Annotated in this window: 15 protein-coding genes and 4 pseudogenes; 10 read left to right on the top strand and 9 right to left on the bottom strand. The window is 72.2% G+C overall.

The window, feature by feature from the left end:
* The first annotated feature begins 14 nt into the window (after positions 1 to 14).
* Both ACQKM2_RS06715 and ACQKM2_RS06710 read left to right on the top strand, forming a co-directional pair.
* Positions 15 to 3,020 (top strand): pPIWI_RE module domain-containing protein, encoded by a 3,006-nt coding sequence (locus tag ACQKM2_RS06715; RefSeq protein WP_427707206.1) that lies wholly within the window; start codon positions 15 to 17, stop codon positions 3,018 to 3,020.
* A 581-nt stretch (positions 3,021 to 3,601) separates the two neighbouring features.
* On the top strand, positions 3,602 to 5,425 hold the full coding sequence (locus ACQKM2_RS06710) for an alpha/beta fold hydrolase (RefSeq protein WP_427707205.1): 1,824 nt from the start codon (positions 3,602 to 3,604) through the stop codon (positions 5,423 to 5,425).
* A gap of 159 nt (positions 5,426 to 5,584) precedes the next feature.
* On the opposite strand, the pseudogene ACQKM2_RS06705 reads toward ACQKM2_RS06710, so the two are convergent.
* From ACQKM2_RS06705 to ACQKM2_RS06690, 4 genes and pseudogenes are all read right to left on the bottom strand, one after another.
* A pseudogene (locus tag ACQKM2_RS06705) lies at positions 5,585 to 6,073 on the bottom strand (hypothetical protein); the annotation flags it as partial.
* A gap of 114 nt (positions 6,074 to 6,187) precedes the next feature.
* Complete coding sequence (locus ACQKM2_RS06700) at positions 6,188 to 6,691, bottom strand: NUDIX domain-containing protein (protein ID WP_427707204.1); 504 nt, start codon at positions 6,689 to 6,691, stop codon at positions 6,188 to 6,190.
* A complete protein-coding gene (locus ACQKM2_RS06695) occupies positions 6,688 to 8,292 on the bottom strand; it encodes an NUDIX domain-containing protein (RefSeq protein WP_427707203.1) in 1,605 nt (534 codons plus the stop codon). Before ACQKM2_RS06695 ends, ACQKM2_RS06700 begins: the two co-directional genes overlap by 4 nt.
* Before the next feature lie 55 nt (positions 8,293 to 8,347).
* Positions 8,348 to 10,585 carry an ATP-binding cassette domain-containing protein gene (locus ACQKM2_RS06690; protein WP_427707201.1) on the bottom strand — a complete coding sequence of 746 codons (2,238 nt, stop codon included), beginning with the start codon at positions 10,583 to 10,585 and terminating at the stop codon, positions 8,348 to 8,350.
* 605 nt (positions 10,586 to 11,190) lie between these two features.
* On the opposite strand from ACQKM2_RS06690, the pseudogene ACQKM2_RS06685 reads away from it, so the two are divergent.
* Positions 11,191 to 11,688: pseudogene (locus tag ACQKM2_RS06685) on the top strand (SDR family NAD(P)-dependent oxidoreductase); the annotation flags it as partial.
* A gap of 17 nt (positions 11,689 to 11,705) precedes the next feature.
* Positions 11,706 to 12,203, top strand: coding sequence for a TetR/AcrR family transcriptional regulator (locus ACQKM2_RS06680; protein ID WP_427707200.1), 498 nt, complete (start codon positions 11,706 to 11,708; stop codon positions 12,201 to 12,203).
* Between the two features lie 133 nt (positions 12,204 to 12,336).
* On the opposite strand, the gene ACQKM2_RS06675 is transcribed toward ACQKM2_RS06680, so the two are convergent.
* Positions 12,337 to 13,632, bottom strand: coding sequence for a hypothetical protein (locus tag ACQKM2_RS06675; protein WP_427707199.1), 1,296 nt, complete (start codon positions 13,630 to 13,632; stop codon positions 12,337 to 12,339).
* Between the two features lie 380 nt (positions 13,633 to 14,012).
* Here ACQKM2_RS06675 and ACQKM2_RS06670 point away from each other — a divergent pair.
* Positions 14,013 to 14,273 (top strand): annotated as a pseudogene (locus ACQKM2_RS06670) (hypothetical protein); the annotation flags it as partial.
* Positions 14,274 to 14,365: 92 nt separating this feature from the next.
* Here the strand turns inward: ACQKM2_RS06670 and ACQKM2_RS06665 are convergent.
* Positions 14,366 to 16,453 (bottom strand): WD40 repeat domain-containing serine/threonine protein kinase, encoded by a 2,088-nt coding sequence (locus ACQKM2_RS06665; RefSeq protein ID WP_427707385.1) that lies wholly within the window; start codon positions 16,451 to 16,453, stop codon positions 14,366 to 14,368.
* Positions 16,454 to 16,754: 301 nt separating this feature from the next.
* On the opposite strand from ACQKM2_RS06665, the gene ACQKM2_RS06660 reads away from it, so the two are divergent.
* Positions 16,755 to 18,587: a copper resistance CopC/CopD family protein gene (locus tag ACQKM2_RS06660; RefSeq protein ID WP_427707198.1), complete on the top strand. Its 1,833-nt coding sequence runs from the start codon at positions 16,755 to 16,757 to the stop codon at positions 18,585 to 18,587.
* 57 nt (positions 18,588 to 18,644) lie between these two features.
* Here ACQKM2_RS06660 and ACQKM2_RS06655 read toward each other — a convergent pair whose 3' ends face one another.
* From ACQKM2_RS06655 to ACQKM2_RS06645, 3 genes are read right to left on the bottom strand one after another with little or no spacing between them, the layout of a single operon-like run.
* Positions 18,645 to 19,397: a DUF1775 domain-containing protein gene (locus tag ACQKM2_RS06655; protein WP_427707197.1), complete on the bottom strand. Its 753-nt coding sequence runs from the start codon at positions 19,395 to 19,397 to the stop codon at positions 18,645 to 18,647.
* A gap of 48 nt (positions 19,398 to 19,445) precedes the next feature.
* Positions 19,446 to 20,111 carry a hypothetical protein gene (locus ACQKM2_RS06650; RefSeq protein WP_427707196.1) on the bottom strand — a complete coding sequence of 222 codons (666 nt, stop codon included), beginning with the start codon at positions 20,109 to 20,111 and terminating at the stop codon, positions 19,446 to 19,448.
* A 28-nt stretch (positions 20,112 to 20,139) separates the two neighbouring features.
* On the bottom strand, positions 20,140 to 20,349 hold the full coding sequence (locus ACQKM2_RS06645) for a hypothetical protein (protein ID WP_427707195.1): 210 nt from the start codon (positions 20,347 to 20,349) through the stop codon (positions 20,140 to 20,142).
* Between ACQKM2_RS06645 and ACQKM2_RS06640 the strand changes: the two genes are divergently transcribed.
* The 4 genes and pseudogenes from ACQKM2_RS06640 to ACQKM2_RS06625 all read left to right on the top strand — a co-directional run.
* Positions 20,348 to 20,737: a hypothetical protein gene (locus tag ACQKM2_RS06640; protein ID WP_427707194.1), complete on the top strand. Its 390-nt coding sequence runs from the start codon at positions 20,348 to 20,350 to the stop codon at positions 20,735 to 20,737. The genes ACQKM2_RS06645 and ACQKM2_RS06640 overlap by 2 nt on opposite strands.
* A gap of 97 nt (positions 20,738 to 20,834) precedes the next feature.
* A complete protein-coding gene (locus ACQKM2_RS06635; protein ID WP_427707193.1) occupies positions 20,835 to 21,875 on the top strand; it encodes a sulfite exporter TauE/SafE family protein in 1,041 nt (346 codons plus the stop codon).
* Positions 21,872 to 22,087, top strand: coding sequence for a cation transporter (locus ACQKM2_RS06630; protein ID WP_427707192.1), 216 nt, complete (start codon positions 21,872 to 21,874; stop codon positions 22,085 to 22,087). Before ACQKM2_RS06635 ends, ACQKM2_RS06630 begins: the two co-directional genes overlap by 4 nt.
* Before the next feature lie 225 nt (positions 22,088 to 22,312).
* Positions 22,313 to 22,581, top strand: a pseudogene (locus tag ACQKM2_RS06625) (hypothetical protein); the annotation flags it as partial.

Genomic DNA, 22,581 nt, shown 5'->3' with positions numbered 1-22,581 from the left:
ACCAGGGGAATCAGATGCCCGTCGCCTACCGCCACATCAGGACCGCCTCCTGGACACCGTCCACAGCCGAGGCCTCCGTGGTCCGCCCCTACCGTGCGATGCCCTTTCCGGAGACCTGGCGGGACACCGTACTGGAGCTGTGCAACGCCGGCCGCCGCCCCGGCACGGAGCCTTGGCGGACCGCGCCGACCCGGTCGTTGGAGCAGGTGCTGCAAGCCTTCGCCCCGGACGTGCTGGTGATGCCCAGGCGGCCCGGGCCCCCCTCCGGTGAACCTCCCTTCTGGCTCTACGCGGCGGGGGAGGACTCCGATCCTCTGCCCCAGAAGGTGTTGGTGCCGCTGGTGCACCGCTGGCTGGGCGATCTGTGCCCGGATCCGGCGCAGGCCGGAGCGCTCCGAGAGGCGCGGATTCGACTGGCCGCCGCACCGCCGCACTGGGAGTCGGTCGAGCGGGAACTGCTGAGCGGGGGAGCGACCAGAGGCGGCACCTTCGTACCCGGGGACCACCAGTTCACCCTCACCACCGACTGGCTGGCCCGGCGCATCCTCGCTCTCGAACCGTACGAGCACGCCGCCGGAACGCTCCGGTTCCGTGCCATGCCCCGGGGGCCCCGTGACCGGGGTGCGGAACTGGTTTCCGAGCCCATGTCCTTCAGCCCCGGCCGGCCGGCCGGGACCTGGTGGTATTCGATCTGCCTCAACATCACCCTGCAGACGGTCCCTTTCGACCCGCTCCCGAGGTTTCACCTGCACTGGTTCGTCCGGCGCTGGGCCACACGTCTGGCCAAGTCGACAGAGCGGGTGCATCTTCCCTGGGGATCCCGCACCACCGTCCTGCTGCGCCCCCGGGTGCCCGTCCTGCCCGGGGTGCCCCGCAGTTCGCGGTTCGCCGTGGCCCAGTTGGAGCGGGTCCGGGACCGTGAGACCGGACGGAGCTCGATGGAGTGGGCGCACGGTGGGCCGGCACGGCTGCTGGCAGGGATCCCTCTGGGAGAAGGCCTCCCCGAGCCCGACCTGTTGCTCTCCGCTCCGGAGGAGCTGCTGCGCGAGGACATGCGCGCCGCTCTCGTTCACCGGACCGCGATGGGCGGACACGCGGTCAAGCCGGGTTTGATGCCCAACCAGTGCTCGATGCTCACGGAATGGGCCGAGCAGGCCCTGCCGGACGAGCTCCGCCGCACTCCCGCCCTCACCCACACCACGATCGGTGCCACCCGGCCGGTCAACGCGCCGCCGACCGTCACCGGAGCGGACAAGCTGGCCGAAGCGGACCGGAAGGCGCTGGAGCGTCGGCGTGCCCTCGCCTTCGCCCTGGCCTCCGGGGGACCGGGGGAGGACCCGCCGGTGTTCGAGGCCCGGTTGATCTGGCAGACCGAGACCATGCGGGAGACCGTGGTCGAGGCGCTGGTGGAGCGCCTGGGGCTGCCACCGTCCCAGGACTCCCGGCCCGCCGCCGAATTCGACGGCGCCCGCTCCACGACGCCGGTGGTCCTGACCTGGCGAACCCCCGAGCTGGTGGTACGGCTGTCCTGCCACCGCCCGGTGGGCTCCGAGCACGGCGGCGGTGGCACTCCGGTCGCCTTCGCCGGGCCCCTCGACGTGCCGGAGGGACGCGTGGCCCCGACCGCGCACACCCACGCGGTGGAGCGCCGACGCGGGGAAGTCACGAGGTGGTTGGGTGCACCTCCCCCCGGGGCGGCCCCCCGGCTCGCACTCGTCGAGATCGACCATCCGGAGGACTTCCCCGGGCCGCGGCACGACCCGAAGTTCGCCCTGCGGCTCGGGTTCGCCGACAGCGGCTTCGTGACGCAGTTCCTCTTGGTGCCCCGGAAGGCGAAGGGGCGGGACACGGAGCGGAATCGCGACCACCGGGCCCTGATGGCCTGGGAAGACGGATTCCGGCAGCTGGGGGCACGGGTGCACCCTGAGGCCAAGCCGTTGCCCGGGGTGCCCGAGGGGCTCCGCTTCGCCGCCGTGTGGATGGTCCGCAAGAACCGGACGGACAAGAACCGGTGGGCCGTGGACGTCCCCGTCGCGGTCCTCGTGACCCCGGCGGGAGACGGATCGGGGCGTGCCGCCATCGAGGGCTGGGACCCGGACGCGGACGCCGGCGCGGGAGCCTGGGTGCCCTACCCGGCCATGCTTCTGAGGCTCGCCCGGATGGCTGAGGTGGGCCCGCGGCTCCCCTCCGCCCGTGCTCCGGAGGGCGACGGGACGGCGGCCGCTCCCAGGCCCGGCCGGTACGCGGCCCGGGAGGAGCAGCGCAGGCGGGCCGAGGAATGGCTCCAGAGGATGCGCGCGACGCTGCGTCGGCAGCCCACCCTCCTCATGGTGGACGCCCAGAACGCGCGCTCGCATTGGACCTGGCTGCAGGACGGACGGACCGAACCCGACCGGATCCGTGACGGTCACGCGGAGGCACGCCGGCTCCCACCCGAGCTGAGACTGCTCCGCACGCGATCCCACGGGGACCGGGAGACCCCCCAGTGGTGGGGAATGCACCCCCAGGGCGGGGTCAACGGGATGCCCTCGCACGTGTGGATCCCCGAGGGCGACGAGACCGGCAGGGTCTTCTACTCGACGACTCCCAAACCGGTGCAGTTCAAGTCCTCGGCGGTGGAGGCCGACAAGTTGGCCCCCCGCCCCATCCGTATGGGGCCGCGCAAGGGACAGTCGACCATCGACACCGGAGAGGTGGGATGGCGGCCGAGCCTCCTCGAACTCGCCGTACTCGGGTGTCACGAGGACGAGGGCGACGATCCGCAGGCCCTGGCCCTCACCGCGCACCTGCTGCGGCAGCCCCCGGACTATCCGGAGGCCCTCGGACTGCCCTTCCCGCTGCATCTGGCCGGTCTCGGACAGCAGTACGTCCTGCCGACCGAGGCCAGGGAGGACCACGATCGGGAAGCCGCCGCGGAAGACGACCCGGTCGCGTTTCCGGCAGCCGGGTTGGCAGAGGAGAACGACAACCAGGCAGACGGGGAAGAACAGGAGGGCCAACTGTCCCTGTTCCCCGCCTGAGCCGGTCCGCCGGGGCGCCCTGGACGCCGCGAGGACCGAACCCAACCACGTCCGCCGGCTCGGCATCACCGGTTGATCCTCCAGCCTCGGCCGATCGTGGGCTGCCCTTCTGCGACGGCTTTCGCGAGGACGCCGGATGATCAGGACACCAGGTGTGCGAAGCGCACGCCAACCTGCGGCTACTCGGTCCGGTCCAGCCCTGCGGTCGACATCCTGGTCGCGTGAGAACGGAACACCTCTTCGCCCTGTGGGGAACGTGCCGACAGGGCCGTCAACAGCCCGGTCGGCCGGATCGGCCCCGCCGGGCTGCCCCTCGTTCCGGTGGCATATGCGGCTGAATCAGGTCGATCGCTCCGCATTCATTGAAGAGCATGTTCATTCAACTGGTGTCGTGCAGTGACCGTTTTGCGCGACCCGCGAGAGCCGGCACCTCTGAAACCGCCTGCACGGGTGAATCCAGCACACTTCTTCCAAAGTCGGAGATGTCCAGATATGAGCTACAGGCTGATCCGGCCGGGCTAGAACGGGGCCCCACGGCACCGATCGGCCAGCCCGGTCGGCGATTTCGAGAGGACCCCTTCGTGAGCCACTCGCAGGACGACAACCCGATCACCCACGTCACCGCAGCCCAGTTGAGCCGGATCGCCGGGCAGGGCGTCTACGCCTCCGCCACGTCCGTGGACCCGGACGCCGTCAACGTCGCCGAGGCCCTGGTCGCCACCCTGAACGGCACGGCGGAAACGCCGCTGCTCACCGCCGACCTCCAGGAGCTCACGGAACAGGTGCGGCAGAAGGCGACGATCGGCTTCCCCTGGATCACCGCCGACGACGGAGTACGTCTGTCGGCGCACACGATCAAGCTCAACACCTCCGAGCCCCGCCCGGTGGTGATCGTGCCGTCGGGCTGGACGCCCTTCGGCTGGATCCTGTTCGAGTACGCGTACCTCCAGCTGGCGCTCCGCGGCTACCACGTGCTCGCCTACACCCCCCGCGGCATCGGCCTCACGAGCCCCCTCCCGGGCGGCGGCTTCGTCGACGCCCCCTGGACCTCCCAGGGCACGATCGATGTGGCGGGCCCCGCGGACTGGGCCGACGGATCCACCGTCATCGACTACGCCCAGCAGCACTTCAATCCGAGCAGGATCGCCTTCCTCGGCGAGTCCTACGGGTCCGGCATCAGCCAGTTGGTCGCGGCGCACGACCCGGCCGGCCGGGTGGACGCGGTCGTGGCCCTGAGCACGTGGGGCGACCTGGCCGACAGCCTGTTCCAGAACGACACCCGGCACCTGGCGGCGGTCAAGGCGCTGATCGACTTCACCGGCGGCCCGATCGAGCGGAAGTTCGCCCCGGCCACCCGCCGGCTCCTGGAGGACTTCCTGGCCGGCCGGAACCCCGAAGACGTGAAGGCGTGGCTCAAGGAGCGGTCGCCGTCTTCGTACCTCGACGAGACCAACGTCCGCGGCGTCCCCACCTTCTTCTCCAACACCTGGCACGAGACGCTGTTCCCGGCCAACCAGACCGTCGCGCACTTCGACGGGCTGACCGTGCCCAAGCGGCTCAACCTCTGGATCGGTGACCACGCCGCACCCGAGGGAGCCGGTCTCACCATCCCGTTCAGCGGGCCGAACGTGCCCGTCGAGGAGGCGTTCGCCTGGCTCGACCATCACGTGCTCGGGGCGGACAACGGCGTTGGCGGATGGCAGCCGGTCAACAGCCAGATCATGTTCACGTACAAGACCAAGATCGACCCGGAGACAGGGCAGAACGTCATTACCGAGCCCGCCGTCCGCGAACCCAGGCCGTCCTGGGCGGACGTCACCACCTCCACTGAATCCTGGTACCTCACCGCCTCCTCCACCGACCGCCGCGACGGCGGACTCGGCACCTCACCGGAAACGGGCTGGAAGCGGGAGTTCACCGCCGGACAGCTCACCGCTGCCACCGCGGTGGACGCCATCATCACGACGGGCCAGGCGGAGTGGAAGGGCAACCCGAAGTCATACCCCACGGGCACCTTCGACCGCCGCCACCTCGCCGTGTGGACCAGCGGCCCGCTCCAGAAGGCCCGCCGCATCCGCGGAGTCCCCGAGCTCGCCCTGACCGTCCGCAGCTCCGCTGCCGCCACGACCCTCGTGGCGTACCTGTTCGACGTCGCCCCCGACGACACCGCCCGCATCATCACGCACGAGCCCCTCACGCTTGTGGACCTGTCCCCCGGTGAGGACCGCAACGCCTCCTGGAACCTGCAGGCCGCCGGCTACGACCTCGCCGCGAACCACAGGCTCATTCTGGTCGTGAACAGCAGGGACCAGCTCTACTCCGACGCTGGCGAAGGCACGAGCAGCACCACCACGATCACGTCCACCGACGACAGCACCGCCCACCTCGTCCTGCCCCTCGGGTAGTCCCGCATCAGTGAGGCACCATGCCTTCGCCCTGGAGGAGCTGGGCCTGTGCGACGAGCTCGCCGAGTCGCATTCAGCTCGGCGCGGTAGGCGTCTGGGTCGGTCGTCCACTCGGTCACGTCGTGCAGGCGGGGCAGGGCGGCATCGGCGGTGGCGGTGCAGGCCGGCCAGGGCGGCGATCATCACGTCCACGCCGAGTGTCCCGGCGTCCAGCCTGGCGAGCCGGCTGTCGGCGTTGCCGCGGATGGGGACCGGAACGAGCGTGGGGTGGAGGGCCTTGAGGAGGGCTGCCCGGCGGGGCGCGCTGGTCTCGACCCTGGTGCCTGGCGGGAGCTCGGCGAGGGCGGTGATGTCCTCGCCGGTGACGTCGAGGTGGTGGTAGGCGATCCCGTCGGAGGGCGCGGCTGAGGCCCGCTCGATGGCGGACCCGGCCCGGTCCACCGCGTCCACCAGGTACCCGGCAGCGGCGAGGAAGCGGGCGAGCTCGCCGGTCCCGCAGGCCACCTCCAGGGCCCGGGCACCCTGGGCGTCCTCCGACAGGGCCAGGTGCTCGGTGAGGACGCTCTTCTCGGTGTCGGTCAGCCGGCGGAAGTCCCGGCCGGCCTCGTAGTGGGCGTGCCAGTCCGGCGCGGCGTGCGTCCTGCTCATAGCGGTGCGGGCTCCCTATTCGTCAGGGTTGCTCAGGACAGGTCGGTCGGAGGGCTGCTGGGAGCCTGGCCCGCAGAGGGCGGTCGGCCGGCCGGTCATCAGGACGGTGCTCATTCAGGCCTCCCAGTCCCAGGTGTCGAAGTACACCGGGATGCCCCAGCGGCGGGCACCCATCAGGGCCTCCAGCCGTGCGTGGTCCCGCTCCGGCATCAGCTCCTGCCATTCGGGCACGGTCAGGGCTCGGACCTGGTCGTGCTCGTCCGGGTCCAGCACGATCCCCGCGAGCTGACCGGCGGACAGCCGGCCGCCGTCGAAGACGACCCCGACGGAGGCGAGCGGCCAGTTCTTGCCCGGCAGTCCGAACACCGTGGCAAGCAGCCTCGGCGGCCCGGCCAGGTGGAGTCCCGTCTCCTCCCGGCACTCGCGCACGGCGGTCTCCCACGGGCGCTCGCCGGCCTCGGCGACGCCACCGGGCAACTGCCAGGGGTGGACGCTGGAGTACGTGGCGCGCAGTTGGACGGGCCGGTCGTCCTCGTCGGTGAAGAACACGGCTCCGAAGACCGTCGCCTTCGGCAGCGTTGCCGCGAACTCCTCCGGAGGAAGCCACTTCCTGCTCATGACGTGCTCCCTCGGGCCGGAAGGCGGGTCATGCGCATGAGAGCGGGGTCGGCCGCGAAACCGAGCCCTTCGTACAGTGGGGCGGACCCGGCGCCGGCGTACAGCTCGTAGACCAGTCGGGCGATCTCCGCTGCATCCGCCGGGGTGGCGAGGCGGGGTTGGGGCACGGGGTTTCCCTTCTCGAAAGGGCAGGCGGGGCCTGCGGGTTGCGGGTGGTGAGCGGCGTGGAGGCGGCGCAGGGTGCGGTGGCCGCGCCCGGTCACCTCCGGGTCGTGGTGGCTGGTGCCGTAGGCGATGGCGGAGACGGCGTCGAGAGCGGCCTCGCAGTCCAGCCGCAGCTCCTCGACGGGTGTGAGGAGGCGTCCGTAGCCGTCGAGGAACGCGGCGCGCAGGTCCGGACGGCCGGTCCAGGTGTCGCCCAGGCGCACCAGGTCTCGCGTCACCGTCCCGTACTCGGACCGCTCGAAGTCGAACAGGAGCACTTCGTCGTCGCCGTCGTCGGCGAGGAGGACGTTGCGGTACTGGAGGTCCCCGTGGGCGGGCACCAGCACGGGCCTCGGCAAGTCGGCGTACGTGCCGGCCAGGGCGAGCACCAGCTCCTCGTCGTCTTCGGCCAGGTACGGCCGGGCGCCCTCCAGATGGCGCTCGATCTTGTCGGCGGCGGCCGTCGTGGCCCCGGCGGGCTGCTCGGGAGCGCTGTTGTGGAGGACGCGGAGGAGGCGGCCCAGACCATGGTGGACCCGTGCCTCCTCGGAAACGCTGAGCGGCATGCCGTGCAGCGGACGTCCGGCCAGCGCGGTGATGACGACGGTCTGCGCCGTGGGGTCGGCGGCGATGAGCCGGGGCGCCCTGTGGCCGAGCGCCGGCACCCACGACCGGTACGCGGCGACTTCCCTCTCGTGGAACTTCCGCCCGCGGTGCTGCTTGAGGTACCAGGTGCCGCCACCCGCCCCGGTGAGCCGCCACACCCGACTGCCGGTGCGTACCCGGGAGACTTCCGTCGCCTCCGCGATCCGGCCGACAGCCCTCTCGGCGAACACGTGCAGCCGGTGAGGCAGTTGCGCCGCGCCGATCTGCGGGCAGGGTACGAGGCGGGTGCGATCGGGCCCGTGCGGCGGGTCGTGTTCGACGGTGTCGCCCGGCTGTTGGAAGTGCACGGCGGCGGGCAGCCGGACGCGGTAGGCATCCAGGCCGGCCCGGCAGTACGCCGCCATCGGCTTGGGGAGGGCGTCCAGCGGACACCAGCGCACGCCGTCGCAGCGGTCCGGCTCCATCACCCGGGGCTCGCCCGTCCATTGCCGTACCTCGAAGAAGACCCCGAGCCGCGCGCGGGAAGCCGTCTGGGGTTGGTGGTGGACGGTGACCGCGACGGTCACGTCCTCCGCCGCGATGACCACGCCCGTCTCCTCTCGGGCCTCCCGGATCACGGCCGCGACCATGTCCTCGCCGGGGTCCAGGTGGCCGGACGGGAGATGCCACATGCCCGACGCGCCGACCTGCCCTGCCCGGCGCGACAGCAGCACCTCCGGGCCCCGCTCGCCGTCACGGCGCAGGAGGAGGTGGACGTCGACCGGCACGGAGTGCCGGTCCCCGCCGCTCATGGTGACGTCCCGGGGCGCCGGGAGGCGCTCACCTCAGGGTCCGCAGTCGTGACGGTCATGCGTGGTCTTCCGTACGCGCGGCATCGTGGGCACCGCTCGGCTGGGCCGGGACCGTGGTGTCGAAGGCTGCTGCCTGCACCAGGTAGGCGTTCCGGAAGTCGCCCGTGCCCTCGCTCCCCATCAGCTCGGCGAAGGTGCCCGATTCGGCGACCTGGCCGTCCTTCATGACGTGGATGACGTCGGCGTGGCGTACGGAGTGCAGGCGGTGGGTGATCAGTACGACGGTCTGGCCGGTGTCGGCGAGGGCGCGGATCTGGTCGAAGACCTTCTGCTCGGCGATCGCGTCGAGGGCGCTGGTGGGCTCGTCGACCACCAGGATCCCGGCGCGCTTGTACCAGGCGCGGCTGATCCCGACCAGCTGCCACTCCCCGCCGGAGGCGTCCTGCCCGCCCTTGAAGCCGCGCCCGAGGAGCGTGCCGATTCCGCGGGGGAGGCGGGAGATGAACCGGTCGGCGCCGGAGAAGGCCGCGGCATCGTTCACGGCGGCGTCGTCGATGGGAGTGGTGGGGCGGCCGATTCCGATGTTGACGCGGACGGTGAACGGCCACCGGAAGAACGACTGGGACATGAGGGCGATGCGGGCGAAGATCTGCCCGCGGTCGGCCTTGGCCGCGTCCACGCCGTCCCACCAGATCGTGCCGCCGCCCGCGTCGGGCAGGTACAGGCCCGCGAGGAGTTTGACGAGGGTGGACTTGCCCGATCCGTTCGCCCCCACCAGCGCGACGACCTTGCCCATCGGGAAGGACAGCGACACCTCCCGCAGAGTGGGCTCCGGCGTCTCGCCGTCGCCGGCGGGGTAGGTGAAGGAGACCTTGTCGAAGCGGACTTCCCGCACGTGATCGGGGAGGTCCTCGCCGGCGTCCGGGATCGCCCGGGCCCGGGCCTCCGCACACAGCCGCTCGAAGTCGGCGACGAACAGGGACTCCTGGTGGAGGTCGGCCATCTGCACGACGAGGCTGTCCAGGCTGGAGGATCCGGTCCGGATGGCCAGGACCGCGGTCCCGGCGACCGCGAGGTCCATCCGCCCGCTCCACAGGAACAGCCCCAGTGCCCCGTAGGTGAGGAGCGTCGCGAGCCCGGACGCCGCGTCGGCGATCAGCCCGATCCGGGCGGCGTTGCGGGCCAGACGGGTCTGCTCGCGTTCGCTGGTCTCGGCCATCTCCCTGAAGTGGCCCAGGAGGAAGCCGCCGACCTCGTGGACGCGGACTTCGGCGGCGGCCTCCCGCTGCGTCAGGAGCTGGCCGAGGAGGTGTCCGGCGCGGGCGTGCTGCACGAAGGTGTGGAAGGAGACGTAGCGCTGCTTGGAGATGGTCAGCGACCGCCACGCGCTCGGCACCGTCATCAGGACCAGCAGGGGCAGCAGCGCCGGGTGGAGGACGGTCAGGACCCCGCCCGCGGCGATGAGGGAGATGCCGGAGTTCAGGGTGTTGGTGCAGTAGCGGATCATGCGGCGGGCGGAGTCGGCGCCGTAGCGGGCGGCGTCCAGGAGCCGGTGGAACTCGTCGTCCTCGATGGCCGCGAGCTCCACCCGGTAGACGAGGGCGAGGTACTGCTCGGTGGCGACCCGTTGTACCTTCGGCTCCAGCTCACCGGTGGCGGCCGTGGACGCGGACCGCAGCAGCGAGCCCATCAGCGCGACCACCGCGACCAACGCGAGCGCGGGCACGGCACGGGCGAGGCGTTCGTTGGTCACCCCGCCCGCGAGGAGGTGGCCAAGGACGCTGTTGACGGCGACCAGGCCGATGGCCTGCGTGATGCCGCGCCCGACCTCGGAGCCGAGCATGACGCGCAGGGCTCGCGCATCCGCGAGGTGTGCGAGCCGCAGCCCCGTCGCGATCATGCCCGGTAAGGCCTTGGCCATGGTCCACATGCCGAGGTTCAGCCAGACGCCCTCATGGCGGTCCCAGCCGACGTCGTACGCCAACTCCCCGCCGAACAGGAGCCGCTCCGACTCCGACACGGTCGGGTTCCCGGCGCTCTCTCCGGCCTTGCTGCTCACTTCGTCCCCCTCGTGGCCGGGCGTGCTCCGGCGTTCGCCTTGCCGCAGGTCGGCGGGCCGCCGGGATCTACCCACACCGCCTCGCCGTACTCCCGGGCCGCCCATCCCGTCGGCTGAAGCCGTCCGCCCACCAGGGCAAGCCGGTCCTGGTCGGGGCAGCGGGTGCGGCGGACGAGGTCCACCCTGCCGTCGGGCCGCACCGCGAGCAGCACCACCTGCGTCAGGGGCCGGCATCCCGGGCCTGCCTGTTCGATTTGGGCAGCTGCCGGGCGGGGGCGGTGTGCTGTCGGCACTGGTCCTCCCTGGAATGACGTGGAACCGAGCGTTGGTCGAACAACCCCCCACGTGCGGGTGCCGTCACGGAGGCGAAGGGGGGAATTTCCCGAACGAAAGTCCGGTAATGGCTTCTGGGCAAGCCCTCTGGGTGTGGACGCGTCTGAACTCACACGTTCGAGTGCAGCCGGATCTTTGACACCCGATCAGGGTCTTGCGGGAAGCGTGTTCGAGCGGGCGCGGGGCGGATCGCCGGCGGCGCGTTGACGTTTACCGGAGCATGGCCGAGGGGGGTAGCGGCGGGGCGGGTGCGGCTGCGGGCCTTGGGGTCCAGGAGCGGGACGACGGGGGGCGTTGAGGATGCCTGCCCAGCCCTTGGTGGCCGACCGATCGCAGGGCGGGCGTCAGACCAAGGCGGCTTCACCTGCGTTGACGGGACGGATGGCGCGTTCGGCAGTCTCCTGGCACTCACCGACCGAGCCGCGTAGCCGATGACGTCGCAGGCTTCGACGAAGGGTCGGCTCTTGATGTCCGTACAGGCGGGCGCCCCCTTCGGCAATCCGAGCCTGCTGCCCACGCTGACGGCCGGTGCCCCGAGCAGGATCGTGAACGTGACCTCGGGCGCGGTCGGGGTCGCCAAGCGGGTGTTCGACGCCGTCGAGCCTCCCGGCGGCTACTACGGATTCCACTGGTACGGCCGCGCCAAGCTCGCCCACCTCGCCTACACGCTCGACCTGGCCAAGAGACTGGACGGCACGGGCGTATCGGTCTTCGCCGCGGATCCCGGCGGCGCCGCGACCGACATGACCAACGACACGATGACCGACCCGAAGATCGTCTCGCCGGCCCTCCGCCTGCTCTGGCCGCTGGTGCGCCGCAGGTTCGAACGGTCGACCTCGGGTCCGGCATCCGCGGCGGCCCGGCCCTCGATCGTGGCCGCCACCGACGGCGCTCTGGCGGGGCGCACCGGAGTCGTCATCGGCGCCCGGGCGAGGCCGGTGGCGCCGCCGCGTGCGGCGACCGACCCCCGCATCGCGGAGGCCGTGCTCCGGCTCAGCGAACAGCCCTCGTCGACGAGGGCGTGCCGCTGCAGCTCAACGACGTCGCACGCCGCGCCGGACTCGGCGTCGGCACCGTCTACCGCCACTTCGCCACTCCCGAGGCGCTGCTGGAAACCGTCGCCGCCCCCTGCCTGGAGGCCCTCGCCGCCCACGGCGAGCTCGCGCTGGCCGACACCGACCCGCGGCGCGCACTGGAGGGTTTCCTGACCCGCACCCTCGAAGCGCAGGTCACGGACGCCTCCCTGGCCCCGGTCACCGCCGCACCCGCGGACGCCCTGCCACGCACCTGGGAACTCAAGCAGTCGCTCCGGTCGGCAGGCAGCACGCTGCTCGACCGCGCCGTCCGGGCCGGGGTGGTCCGCGCTGACCTGACTCCGGCCGACCTGCTCCCGCTCATGTGCGGCATCGCCCACGCCGTGCACGTTCACGGCGGCAACCCCGACGACCGGATCGACACGGCCCACCGCTACCTGGCCACCCTGCTCGGAGGCCTGCGGGCAGCACCGTCGAACGCGTGACCCGCTCGGCGTCCGGGAACCGGTCAAGGCGGGTCCACCCTGGTGGGGTGGTAGACCGGCGAGCCGAAGGGCCCCGCACGGAACCGGGAGTCCGGGGTTCACGTGCGGGGCCGCGTTCACGGGGTGGGGGCCGTCAGACTCCGGTCAGGGTGTACGTACCCGTTCCGTCGGGCCGGCCGCTGGAGTACTGGCGGATGAGTTCCCCGTCCGCGTACCGGTCGTGGCCCATCATGGAGCCGGTGTACTTGTTCTGCAGACCGATCTTCGTGCTGCCGGGTACGTCGCGGTAGATGTAGAACCGCTGGAGGTCGTCCTCCCCGCAGGTGGCCGTCGTCAGGTAGGCCTGCTCCTGGTTGGCGATGTTCGCCGGGATGGTCGCGCAACCGCCGTTGCCCCAGTTCCACAGGGACGCCTCGATAACGCCGTTGCGCTCGGTCACGTTGCACAGCCGCCAGTTGTCCAGGTGGGCGCTGAAGAACGTGGACTCGCGCAGGCGGATGCCGTCGTTGGCCAGGAGCGGTGCGCTCCAGTTCAGCGGCTTGCCGGGGACGTCGATCTTGTAGGCGCCGGGCCGGCAGTCCAGGGCGGCGCGCGGGGCGGACTTGGCGGCCTGGGCTGCCTGGGTGGCCTTCATGCTCTGGGCGGCCGCAGCGGCTGCTGCTGCGGCGTCGTCGGCGTCGTGCCTCGCCTGGTCGGCCTTGGCCGAGGGGACGGGGCCTGCCGGGTGCTTCGCGGTGGCGGCGGGGGAGCCGCAGTCCAACAGGATCTGGGCCTTGGCCATGATGCTGTTGGCGGGGACCTTGTCCTCGCACCGCACCGCGCCTTCTTCGAGGGCGGTGTAGGTGGTGTAGCTGCCGCTGTCGGGGCCCTCGGTCCACTTCAGTGCCCAGCTGCCGTCGCCCTGTTGGACGCGGTTGCAGTTGAGGCTGCCGTAGGTGCCGGTGACCTTCTTGGTGCCCTTGTAGAGGCCGTAGTAGCCGGGCTCCATGAAGTTCCAGGAGACGGAGTTCGACTCGCTGCTGGTGGAGGAGTAGTCGACCTGCACGTTCAGGCCCAGGCTCGCGCCGACGCTGCCGAGGGCCTCGACGGCGAAGCTTCCCTGGACGGTGCCGTTGAGGCCGACGGACACCGAGATGGTGGTCTGGGTGCTGGTGGTGACGGTATGGCTGCCGGTGGAGCCCTGGGTGACGTACCAGCCCTTGAAGTGGGTGATCGTCGGGGTGACTTGGGTCGTCTTGATGATCGGGCGGCGGGTACCGAGATCGGCCGCGGTACAGGCTTGCCCGGGCTGGACCGCCTGCCCGGAAGCGGCCGGGGTGGCGGCGGCCGGGGTCGCGACGGCCGGCGTGGCGGCGAGGCCCACGGTGGCCGTCGCGGTGGCTAAGAGCGCTCCGAGGCCTCGGCCCAGGTGGGTTGTCGTGCGGCGCATCGTTGCCTTTCCTCTGCTGTGTGTGGGCTGTGAGGTGAGTGTGAAGAAAACTAGCGCCGCCGGAAACGGCAGGTCTATTCCACAACTGGCCAAACGGGGTCAAAAACTGTCGCGTTCTTGAGTGATATGAACAGGAGTTGCCCGGTTCCGTGACTCCGGTGTGCCCGCAACGGGGCCGCCGGAGGAGGGGACCACCTTTGAAACACATCAGCCGCGGCCTGGCGGCGATGGCCTCGCTCGCCCTCACCACGGCCCTGTGAGCCGTCGGCGCCCAACTGGCCGCCGCCCGACCGGCCGCCGCCCAACCGCCCACGAGCCGTACGGTCCCGCAGGGCCACGGTGACTGTACGGAAACCGGGCCCGACCTCCGTCGCGAGGGCATGGCCTGGACCTGCGTCAAGATGGGACCGGCCACCGCCTCCGCCCTTGCCGCCGTGCCCACCCCGGCCCGTCGGGTGGCCGGCCCCAACCCGGGGGCGGACCTCTGCCTCAAGGACGACCCGAACAAGCCCTTCGACCCCGTCCCCTGGCGTGCCCGGACCTGTGACCGTGGGACGTACCCGTTCCCTCGTGGCGCCACGGGTGTCCCCAACGACTCGTGTGACGAGTACCCGTTCGCCAGGTCGACGCAGGGCGGCAACGAGGGGCAACTCTGTATCGACATCACCCCGCGCGAGGTCAACGGGGTGTGGGACGTCGCGAACGTGACTGTCGACCGGGTCGCTGCCCGCCTTCAGACGTCGGTGCTCCACAGCTGGACGGTGCCGTCGTTGCCCGCGGCCGCGAGGGTTTCGCCGTCGGGGCTGAAGGCCACGGAGGAGACCCCCGCCGCGTCGTCGGTGTGCACACTGAGGACGGCGGCGCTCTCGCGTCTCCGCACGTTCCACACGCCCACGGCAGCGGTAGCGGACCCCCCTTTCGTGGCACACGCGAGCATGCTGCCGTCGCGGTTGAACGCGAGGGCCTGGATCCCGGACGCGTTCGCATCGAGGTCGGCGATCACGCTGCGCCCTCCCGCGTCCCACAGCCGGATCCTGCCCTTGTTCAGCACGGCGGCGAGCACGGAGCCGTCGGGGCTGAACACCGCGCCCTTGAAGTACTGCCCCTCCATGGCGAGGACGGCCGTGGTGGTCTGGGTCTTCATGTCCCACAGCCGGGTGGTGCCGTCCGCGCCGGCCGTGGCCAGCGTCCTGCCGTCGGGGCTGAAGGCCACCGAATTGACGTAGTGGGTGTGCCCCTTGAGCGTTGCCGTGCCGGCTCGGGCGGCGACGTCCCACAGCCGGACGGTGCTGTCGGAGCCCGCCGTCGCCAGGACCTTGCCGTCCGGGCTGAACGCCGCTCCCTCCACGGCGTGGTCGTGTCCGGTGAGCGTCGCCCGGTGGGAGCGGGCGGCCACGTCCCACAGCCGAGCAGTGCCGTCCTGGCCGGCCGTGGCCAGAATCGCGCCATCGGGGCTGAACACGGCCTGGTTGACCACGTGCCCGCTCAGGGTGGCGATGATGGCCCGCGACGCCACGTCCCACAGGCGCAGACGGCCTCCGCTGGCGAGGAGCTTCCCGTCCGGGCTGAAGGCCACCGTGTAGAGCTGCCCCGCCGCGAAGCCGTCGCTGCGGGCGTTCAGCGTGGCGATCGGCCGGCGCGGAAGGAAACGGGTGAGGTAGATGCCCGTGGGGACGGCCGCGGCCGCGGCAGCGGTGAGCAGCACCGTCCGGCGGGTGAGGTGGCGGCGCCGGGGCGAGGGCGTGCTCCGGCGCGCGGTGTCAACCGGTGCGCCGACTCCGTCGAAGGGCGCGCTCAAGGGCGCCCTCGCGGGTGTCCCGGGCCGGGGCGCGACGGTCGACGGGCGCGCTGAGCCGTCGCCCGGGGGGTCGGGGCGGAGGAGTTCGGCAGCGGAGACGGTGGGGGCTGCCGCGGTGGCCGGCCCGTGCCGCGGGGTTCTCGATGCGGGCTCCGGACCGTCCGCGTCGGCGTCGGCCGTGGCCGGCGTTCCAGCGGACCCGTCGTCACCCCCACCGGGTCCGAGCAGGAGGAGGGCGTCACGGGCTCGGGCACCGGTGTACCGATGGGCCGGGTCCTTCTCCAGCAGTCCGTGCAGCAGCGGTGCCAGGGACCGGGCGTGGACGACGGGCAGCGGGGGTTCGTCGATGACGGCCCGGATGAAACCCGCCGCCCCCCGTTCCGGGGCGAACGGAAGCCGGCCTTCCGACATTTGGTACAGCATGACCCCCAGCGACCACAGGTCGCACTCGGGCCGGCTCGCCCCGCCCCGTAACAGCTCGGGAGCCATGTAGGCCATCGTCCCCGGAGGGCCGTGAGGGGACGTCAGCGTCGTGGCGCCGGGCAGATGGGCGACCCCGAAATCGCTCAGCACCACCCGTTCCCCCTCCAGCAGGACGTTCCCCGGTTTCACGTCCCGGTGCACGATGCCCACCCCATGGGCCGCCCCCAGCGCATCCACCAGCGCCAGCCCGATCCGGATCACCTCGCCCCGCTCCAGCCGCCCGCGCTCGCGCAACACCTTGTCGAGCGAGGGGCCTTCGACCAGCTCCATGACGATGACCGGCGCGCCGCGCCACTCGACGGCGTCCAGGACCGAGATCACCCCGGGATGCTTGACCCGGGCCATCGAGCGGGCTTCACGCTGCGACCAGGCGAGCAGCTGTTCCGCCGTGGCCACGTCGGACGGAAGGACCACGGTCTTGAGGGCGACGGGGCGGTCGAGCCGCTCGTCGAGGGCGCGCCACACCTGCCCCATGGCACCCCCGCCCAGGTGCTCGATGACGCGGTAGCGGCCGGCAATCACCTGCGGGGTGTCGTACATCACACCAGAGACGATAGGGCGATTCCTTCCGCCCTGCCCAGGCCCACGAGGAAGAGCCGCATGAACGAGGGAGGGGGGACAGCCTGCCCGCGCCGAGACGTTCCCGGCGCTCTTTAGCGGAAGTTGCTCAACAAATCCCCCGGGTGAGGCGGCGCCGCTAACGTCCACATCTCCGTGTGCGCACCATCCGTCGGTGCTCGTCCTGTCGCCGCAGTGGGACCGGGCCGTCCTCGGGGCTGCCTACGCGATGCCGGGTGCCGGTCGGCGGTGCCGCTGAAGCGATCTCGGAGGCCGCCTGCTCATGCGCCCAGTACCACCGTCCACCCGGAAATCGCTGACCGTCCTGGCGTTGTTCGCCGCCGTCTGCGCGCTGATCGCCGCAGGGGCGGTCCCGGCTGTCGCGCACGCGAGCCTCAGTGGATCGGATCCCGCCGGCAGCGCCGTCCTGAAGGAGGCGCCGCGCCAGCTCACGCTCACCTTCACGGAGTCGGTGACCTTCTCCGAGGACTCGGTGAGGGTCCTGTCGCCGGAGAACCGGCGGGTGAACCCCGCGCCGGCGCAGCACGCGGACGGCAAGGACAACACGGCCCGGGTGCGGTTGTCCGACGGGTTGGCCCAAGGGACCTACACGGTGGCCTGGCGGGTCGTCTCCGCGGACGGTCACCCGATCTCCGGCGCGTTCGTCTTCTCCGTCGGCAAGCCGTCCGAGGCCGTCGCCGCGGTGCCGGACGACTCGCCGGACGACACCGCTGTCGGCCGTACGTACGGCTTCTTCCGCTACGTCGCCTACGGCGGGCTCGCGCTCCTCGTCGGCGCGGCCGCGTTCGCCGCCGTGTGCCGGCCCGTCGCCGGTGCGCTTCGTCCGGTGCGCAGGTTGCTGGCCGCCGGGTGGGTCGTGTCGGTGGCGTCCACCGTGGCGCTCCTGCTGCTGCGCGGCCCGTACGAGACCGCCGGCGGGCTGGGCGAGGTGCTGGACCTGTCGCAGTCGGCCCGCACCGCGGTCGGGAGGCCCGGGGGTGCGCTGATCGTCCGGCTCGTTCTGCTGGCTGTGGCGGGGGCGTTGCTCAAGTGGCGCATCGGAATGCTGCGGGATCGCCGTGTCCGCTGGGCCGGGGTGGTGCTCGCTCTGGCGCTGGCGTGCACCTGGGCCGCGGCCGAGCACGCCTCCGCCGGAACACAGGTGCCGTTGGCCGTGCCCGTCGCCGTGCTGCACCTGCTCGCCATGGGGGTCTGGCTGGGCGGCCTGATCACCCTGGCGGTCGTCCTTCGGAAGCCGGGGCCGGGCGGGCACCAGGTGCCGGCGGCCGCTGTCGGCCGCTTCTCCACGACGGCCTTCGCCGCCATGGCCGTGCTGGTCGGCACGGGGGTGTACCAGTCGTGGCGGCAGGTCGGCTCCTGGGACGCCCTGACCACCACCTCGTACGGGAGGACCCTCGTCGTGAAGGTCGCCCTCGTGGTGCTCCTCCTGTGGGTGGCGTGGTTCTCGCGCCGCTCGACGGCCCTCCTCGTCGGCGTCGGCCGGAGCGTACCGACCGCCGAGAGGCACACGCCGCCCGAGGCATCCGGTGGTGGCGAGGCGGGCGACGCCCCGCCACCGGAGGCCGAAGCCGGGGCACACCGGCGCCGACTGCACCGGACGGTCGCTGTCGAGGCCGTGCTCGGCGTCCTGGTCCTGGCGGTGTCCACCCTGCTCTCCGGGACCCAGCCCAGCCGCTCCGCGGCCGAGAGCGCGGCGGTCGCGGCAGCGGCGGCGCAGGAGCCACAGGCCCGGGTGGCCACGGTCCCCTTCGACACGGGAACGGCCGGCCACCGGGGAACCGTGCAGGTCACCCTGGCACCGGGACGCGTCGGGGAGAACACCGTCGAGGCCGTCGTGTACAGCGCCGACGGCGGCCTCGCCAGCGTTCCCGAACTGCGCGTGGCTCTCACGCAGGAGGCTCTGGGAATCGGTCCCATCGACGCCGAACTCACCGACCGGAAGGGCTTCTGGGCCGCCTACGACCTACAGCTGCCCATGCCCGGCGAATGGACCCTGGACATCACGGTGCGCACGAGCGAGATCGACCAGGTCACCGTCCGAGCGGGCGTCCGCATCACGCCGGTGTCGCCGGTATCGAGGCGACCGACGGCGTAGTCCACCGGCCGGGGCGGGCAGGCGGCACACCCGCCCGCCCGCCCCGGCCCGTTCGCCTCAGACCTGGCGGTTGCGGCGCGACCACCAGAAAGCGCCCGCGCCGCCGAGCACGACCACGACCGCGACGACCGCCGCGATCACGCCGGTGCTGCTCCCCGAATCCGCTCCGGTCGCCTTCGCCCCGCCCGGGGACGCGGCCGGCGCCGACGGAGCCGGGGACGACGGCTGGGCGGACGCGGCGCTCGGGGTCGGCGTGGGCGAGGGCGAGGGCGTGGGCGTGGGCGAGGTGCTCGGCGCGATCGGCTTGGCGCCGGGTGCCGCGGGCTGCAGTTTCAGGACCGGGGCCGGGTTGTCGACCTTCCGGCCGTCCGCCGGTACCTCGATCCAGCGGGAGATCTTGCCGTCGCCGTACGTCTCCAGCGTCTTGAACGCCAGGAACTTCGCGTCGGGCAGCTGGCGCACGGTGACGCTGTACTCGGCGTCGGTGCCGGCCGCCAGAGCCGCACCGCCGACGCTGTACCCGTCGGGGGTGGCGGTCAGCTTCCAGTCCTTGGGCGCTTCCTTGAGGGACACGGCGTCCGGGGCGATGCCCTGGGGGAGGACGACGCGCAGCTCGGTGATGCCCGCGGTGTCGGATTCCGCTTCGGAGGTGAAGGACAGGGTGACGTTCTCGGCGAGGGCCCGCGGGTCGGAGGCCGAGACCTCGGCGTGGGCGGCTGCCGGTCCGGCCGCCAGGCCCAGGAGCACCAACGAGGCGACGGCCGCGAGGCCCAGGCGGCGCAGCGGGACAGGGGTGTGCGAGGTGCGCATGGTGAAGGAACCCTCTCGTACGTGGAGCGGGCCTCACGGATCGGCCGTTCAGCCCACTGGGATCAGGGGAGCGTCTTCTGCACCCCGCACGGGCGGTCCTCGGCGGACCACCGCGTCGCAGAGCATCCGTGCCACCGGCGGTGGCACGGGAGGACCGTCGAGCGGTACCGGGCCGGTCCTCAGGCGGGGCTCCAGCCACGGCCGGCAGAGGAGGCCGAAGGCCGCGGCGGCCGTCGCGACGGCCCCGTGGGCCCAGCGGCCCACCAGGTCCGGCAGACGGCTGAGCGCCCGGTCCGCCCGGTACATGAGCAGAGCCATGAGGCAGGCGGCCAGGCCATGCGCCGTGACCATCACCCAGACGCCGTGCTGGGCCGTCGACACCACGTGCGGTCCGGCCCCGTGGGCCCCGGCAGGTCCGTGGTGCATCGGCTGCGGGACGGACAGGGCCCGGTGCAGTACGAGTTGGGCGAGGCCGGTGGCCGTGACCACGTGCCACCACGGCCGGGACCCGGCCGTCACCAGCCAGGACAAGGCGAGAACGCAGACCGTGCCGCCCGCCGCCCGCTGCCAGGAGACCGGGTCTCCCGTGGCCAGGGGGTGGCCTGCGGCTGCCAATGCCGTGCTGAGCAAGGCGAACGCCGCAGCACGCAGCCGGCGTCCGCTCGGCGGCTCGGGCTGCGGGCACGGGCGTGTGCCGGCACGGGATTCGGTCATGTCCGGCTCATCATCCCCGGGCTCCCCGTCACCAGGAGCTCCAACTGTCAATTGCGGAGCAGTTTTCCCGGTCGGGTGGCACGTCTTTGCCGAAGCCGAAGCCGAAGCCGAAGCCGAAGCCGAAGCCGAAGCCGAAGCCGAAGCCGAAGCCGAAGCAGGCGAACGGCCTGAGCCGTCCCCATTCCCGGCTGCGACCTGCCTGACCGGCGCCTCGGGCGCGCCGTAGGATCGCTGCCATGTCGTCCCCAGGTCCCGTTCAGCGAGTCGCGGCTCTCGCCGCCGGCGTGCTGAGCGTGGTGCTCGTCGTCTGCGGGACGCTCTTCATGTACCCCATGCCGGAGCACGGCGTCCCGGCCCAGGGCGGCATGCCCGCGGCCGCCGTCATGTCGACGCACGAACGGGCGTCCGACGGCATGGACGGCGACTGCCCCGGCTCGGACATGGACTGCCCGCTCGCGTCGGTGCAGGGCCCGGCGACGGCGACGGTGTCGTTCCCGGTGACCGGGCCCGGCTTCGTGTCGACGGTGTCCGACGAGGACTCCGGACCGTCCCGGTCGGCGCGGCACCTGATGTCCTGCCGTCCGCGCGCCCCGGACCTCGACTCTCTCTGCATCAGCCGGACCTGACAGGCCCCGCACCCGTGCCGACCGCGTTCCGTCGCGGCGCGGGCTGCTTCGCCGTGTCCTGATCCGCGTACTTCCAGCACAGAGAGCCACCTGATTCATGGCTTCATCGACCGCGTTGTTCCTCACCGGTGTGACCACCGGACTCTTCGCCGGCGGCGCCTCCTGCGCCGCCGTCCAGGGCGGGCTGCTCGCCGGGGCCGTGGGCCGCCGGTCCGCCGAGTGGTCCGAGGAGAAGTGGGAGCGCAGCGGGCTGTTCGCCCCCGTCGGCGCCTTCCTCGGCGCCAAGCTCCTCTCCCACACCCTCCTCGGCGCCGCCCTCGGGCTGATCGGCGCCGCCGTCCAGCCAGGCCCCCGCACCCGGGCCGCCCTCATGCTGCTCGCCGGTGTCCTGATGGTCCTCTTCGCCCTGGACATGCTCGGTGTGCGGGCGGTACGCCGCTTCGTGCCGCGCACCCCCGCGTCCTGGGGGCGGCGGGTCCGCCGCTCGGCCAAGTCGGCGGCCGTCACCACCCCGGCGGTCCTCGGCTTCCTGACCGTACTCATCCCGTGCGGGGTCACGCTCAGCGTGGAGCTGATCGCCGTCACCAGCGGCACACCGCTCGCCGGGGCGGCCGTCATGGCCGGCTTCGTCCTGGGGACCGGGCCGCTCTTCGCCCTCCTCGGGTTCTTCCTGCGCTCCGCCGCCCGTCTCTGGCAGGGGCGCCTGACCGCCGTCACCGCCGTCGTGGTACTGCTCGTGGCCGTGTGGACCCTCACCTCGGGGCTCCGCCTCGGCGGCTGGTGGCCCGCCACCGCGCCGACCGCGGCAGCGGCGGACACGGCCCCGGCCGCCACCGTCGTCGCGAACCCGGACGGCAGCCAGACCCTCACCGTCCGGGCCCGCACCAACGCGTACGCGCCCGGCGCCATCACGGCGAAGGCCGGCATTCCCACCACCCTGGTCGTGGCCACGCGCGGAACCGACGGCTGCGTCCGTTCCTTCGTCGTGCCCGACCTGGGAGTCCAGAAGATCCTGCCCGTGACCGGCGAGACCACGATCGACCTGGGAGCCCGTAAGCCCGGGACGCTGGAGTTCACCTGCGGCATGGGCATGTACGGCGGCACGATCACCTTCGAGAACGGAAACAGCACGTCATGACCGACCGCATCCGATTCGCCGTCACCGGCATGCACTGCAACAGCTGCGGCCTCCTCATCGACGACGAGGTGGAGGAACTGCCCGGGGTGACCGCCAGCACGACCAGCCTCCGCACCGGCCGCACCGTCGTCGAGACCGACGGCCACGTCACCCCGGCCGACGTCGTCGCCGCCATCGCCACGGCGGGCTACGCGGCGACCGTCATCCCGTAACGGACAGGCGCCGAAACCTCCCCGCGTTCCCGGGCACCGGACCCCTCCGGCCCGGGAACGTCGTGGCAGGTCCCCCCGGCGGGTGCAGCCGGACGTGGACGGGACGGGAGCGACACCGACTGCCTCGTCCTCGGCCCTCACCACCATGAGTGAAGATGATCGCGGGCGGAGCGTGCGAACCGGTCCGCGTTCCCGGTGGGTTCCGAGCGTCAGGAGGCGGACCGGATGCGTGGTGGCCACGTCGAGGGTGCATCGGCGGAGGTGATGCGGGCCCTCGGTCCCCATACCGGCCGGGACTGGTCGGTGGCGGCGGGTTCGCTGGAGTGGAGCTGCTGGGAGACGGCGGTGCACATCGGCCACGACCTGCTCGCCTATGCCGGCCAGGTCGCGTCGGGCGCAGCCGACGGCTACCTGCCCTTCGATCTCACCGTCCGCCCCGAGGCCTCACCGGACGAGGTGCTCGCCACGGTCACCGCCTGCGCCCGGCTCCTGGG

The sequence above is a fragment of the Streptomyces sp. NPDC004126 genome, from assembly GCF_050275515.1.
GTDB lineage: Bacteria > Actinomycetota > Actinomycetes > Streptomycetales > Streptomycetaceae > Streptomyces.
Note: the sequence above shows the minus strand (reverse complement) of the source record. Positions and strands in the feature narration are given on the sequence as shown.

Coding starts and splice junctions, on each gene's coding strand:
- ACQKM2_RS06715 (WP_427707206.1), top strand. CDS start 15: ATGCCCGTCGCCTACCGCCACATCAGGACCGCCTCCTGGACACCGTCC.
- ACQKM2_RS06700 (WP_427707204.1), bottom strand. CDS start 6,691: ATGAGCAGGAAGTGGCTTCCTCCGGAGGAGTTCGCGGCAACGCTGCCG.
- ACQKM2_RS06695 (WP_427707203.1), bottom strand. CDS start 8,292: ATGAGCGGCGGGGACCGGCACTCCGTGCCGGTCGACGTCCACCTCCTC.
- ACQKM2_RS06690 (WP_427707201.1), bottom strand. CDS start 10,585: ATGCCGGCCCCTGACGCAGGTGGTGCTGCTCGCGGTGCGGCCCGACGG.
- ACQKM2_RS06675 (WP_427707199.1), bottom strand. CDS start 13,632: ATGCGCCGCACGACAACCCACCTGGGCCGAGGCCTCGGAGCGCTCTTA.
- ACQKM2_RS06665 (WP_427707385.1), bottom strand. CDS start 16,453: ATGTACGACACCCCGCAGGTGATTGCCGGCCGCTACCGCGTCATCGAG.
- ACQKM2_RS06660 (WP_427707198.1), top strand. CDS start 16,755: ATGCGCCCAGTACCACCGTCCACCCGGAAATCGCTGACCGTCCTGGCG.
- ACQKM2_RS06655 (WP_427707197.1), bottom strand. CDS start 19,397: ATGCGCACCTCGCACACCCCTGTCCCGCTGCGCCGCCTGGGCCTCGCG.
- ACQKM2_RS06650 (WP_427707196.1), bottom strand. CDS start 20,111: ATGACCGAATCCCGTGCCGGCACACGCCCGTGCCCGCAGCCCGAGCCG.
- ACQKM2_RS06640 (WP_427707194.1), top strand. CDS start 20,348: ATGTCGTCCCCAGGTCCCGTTCAGCGAGTCGCGGCTCTCGCCGCCGGC.
- ACQKM2_RS06645 (WP_427707195.1), bottom strand. CDS start 20,349: ATGGCAGCGATCCTACGGCGCGCCCGAGGCGCCGGTCAGGCAGGTCGC.
- ACQKM2_RS06635 (WP_427707193.1), top strand. CDS start 20,835: ATGGCTTCATCGACCGCGTTGTTCCTCACCGGTGTGACCACCGGACTC.
- ACQKM2_RS06630 (WP_427707192.1), top strand. CDS start 21,872: ATGACCGACCGCATCCGATTCGCCGTCACCGGCATGCACTGCAACAGC.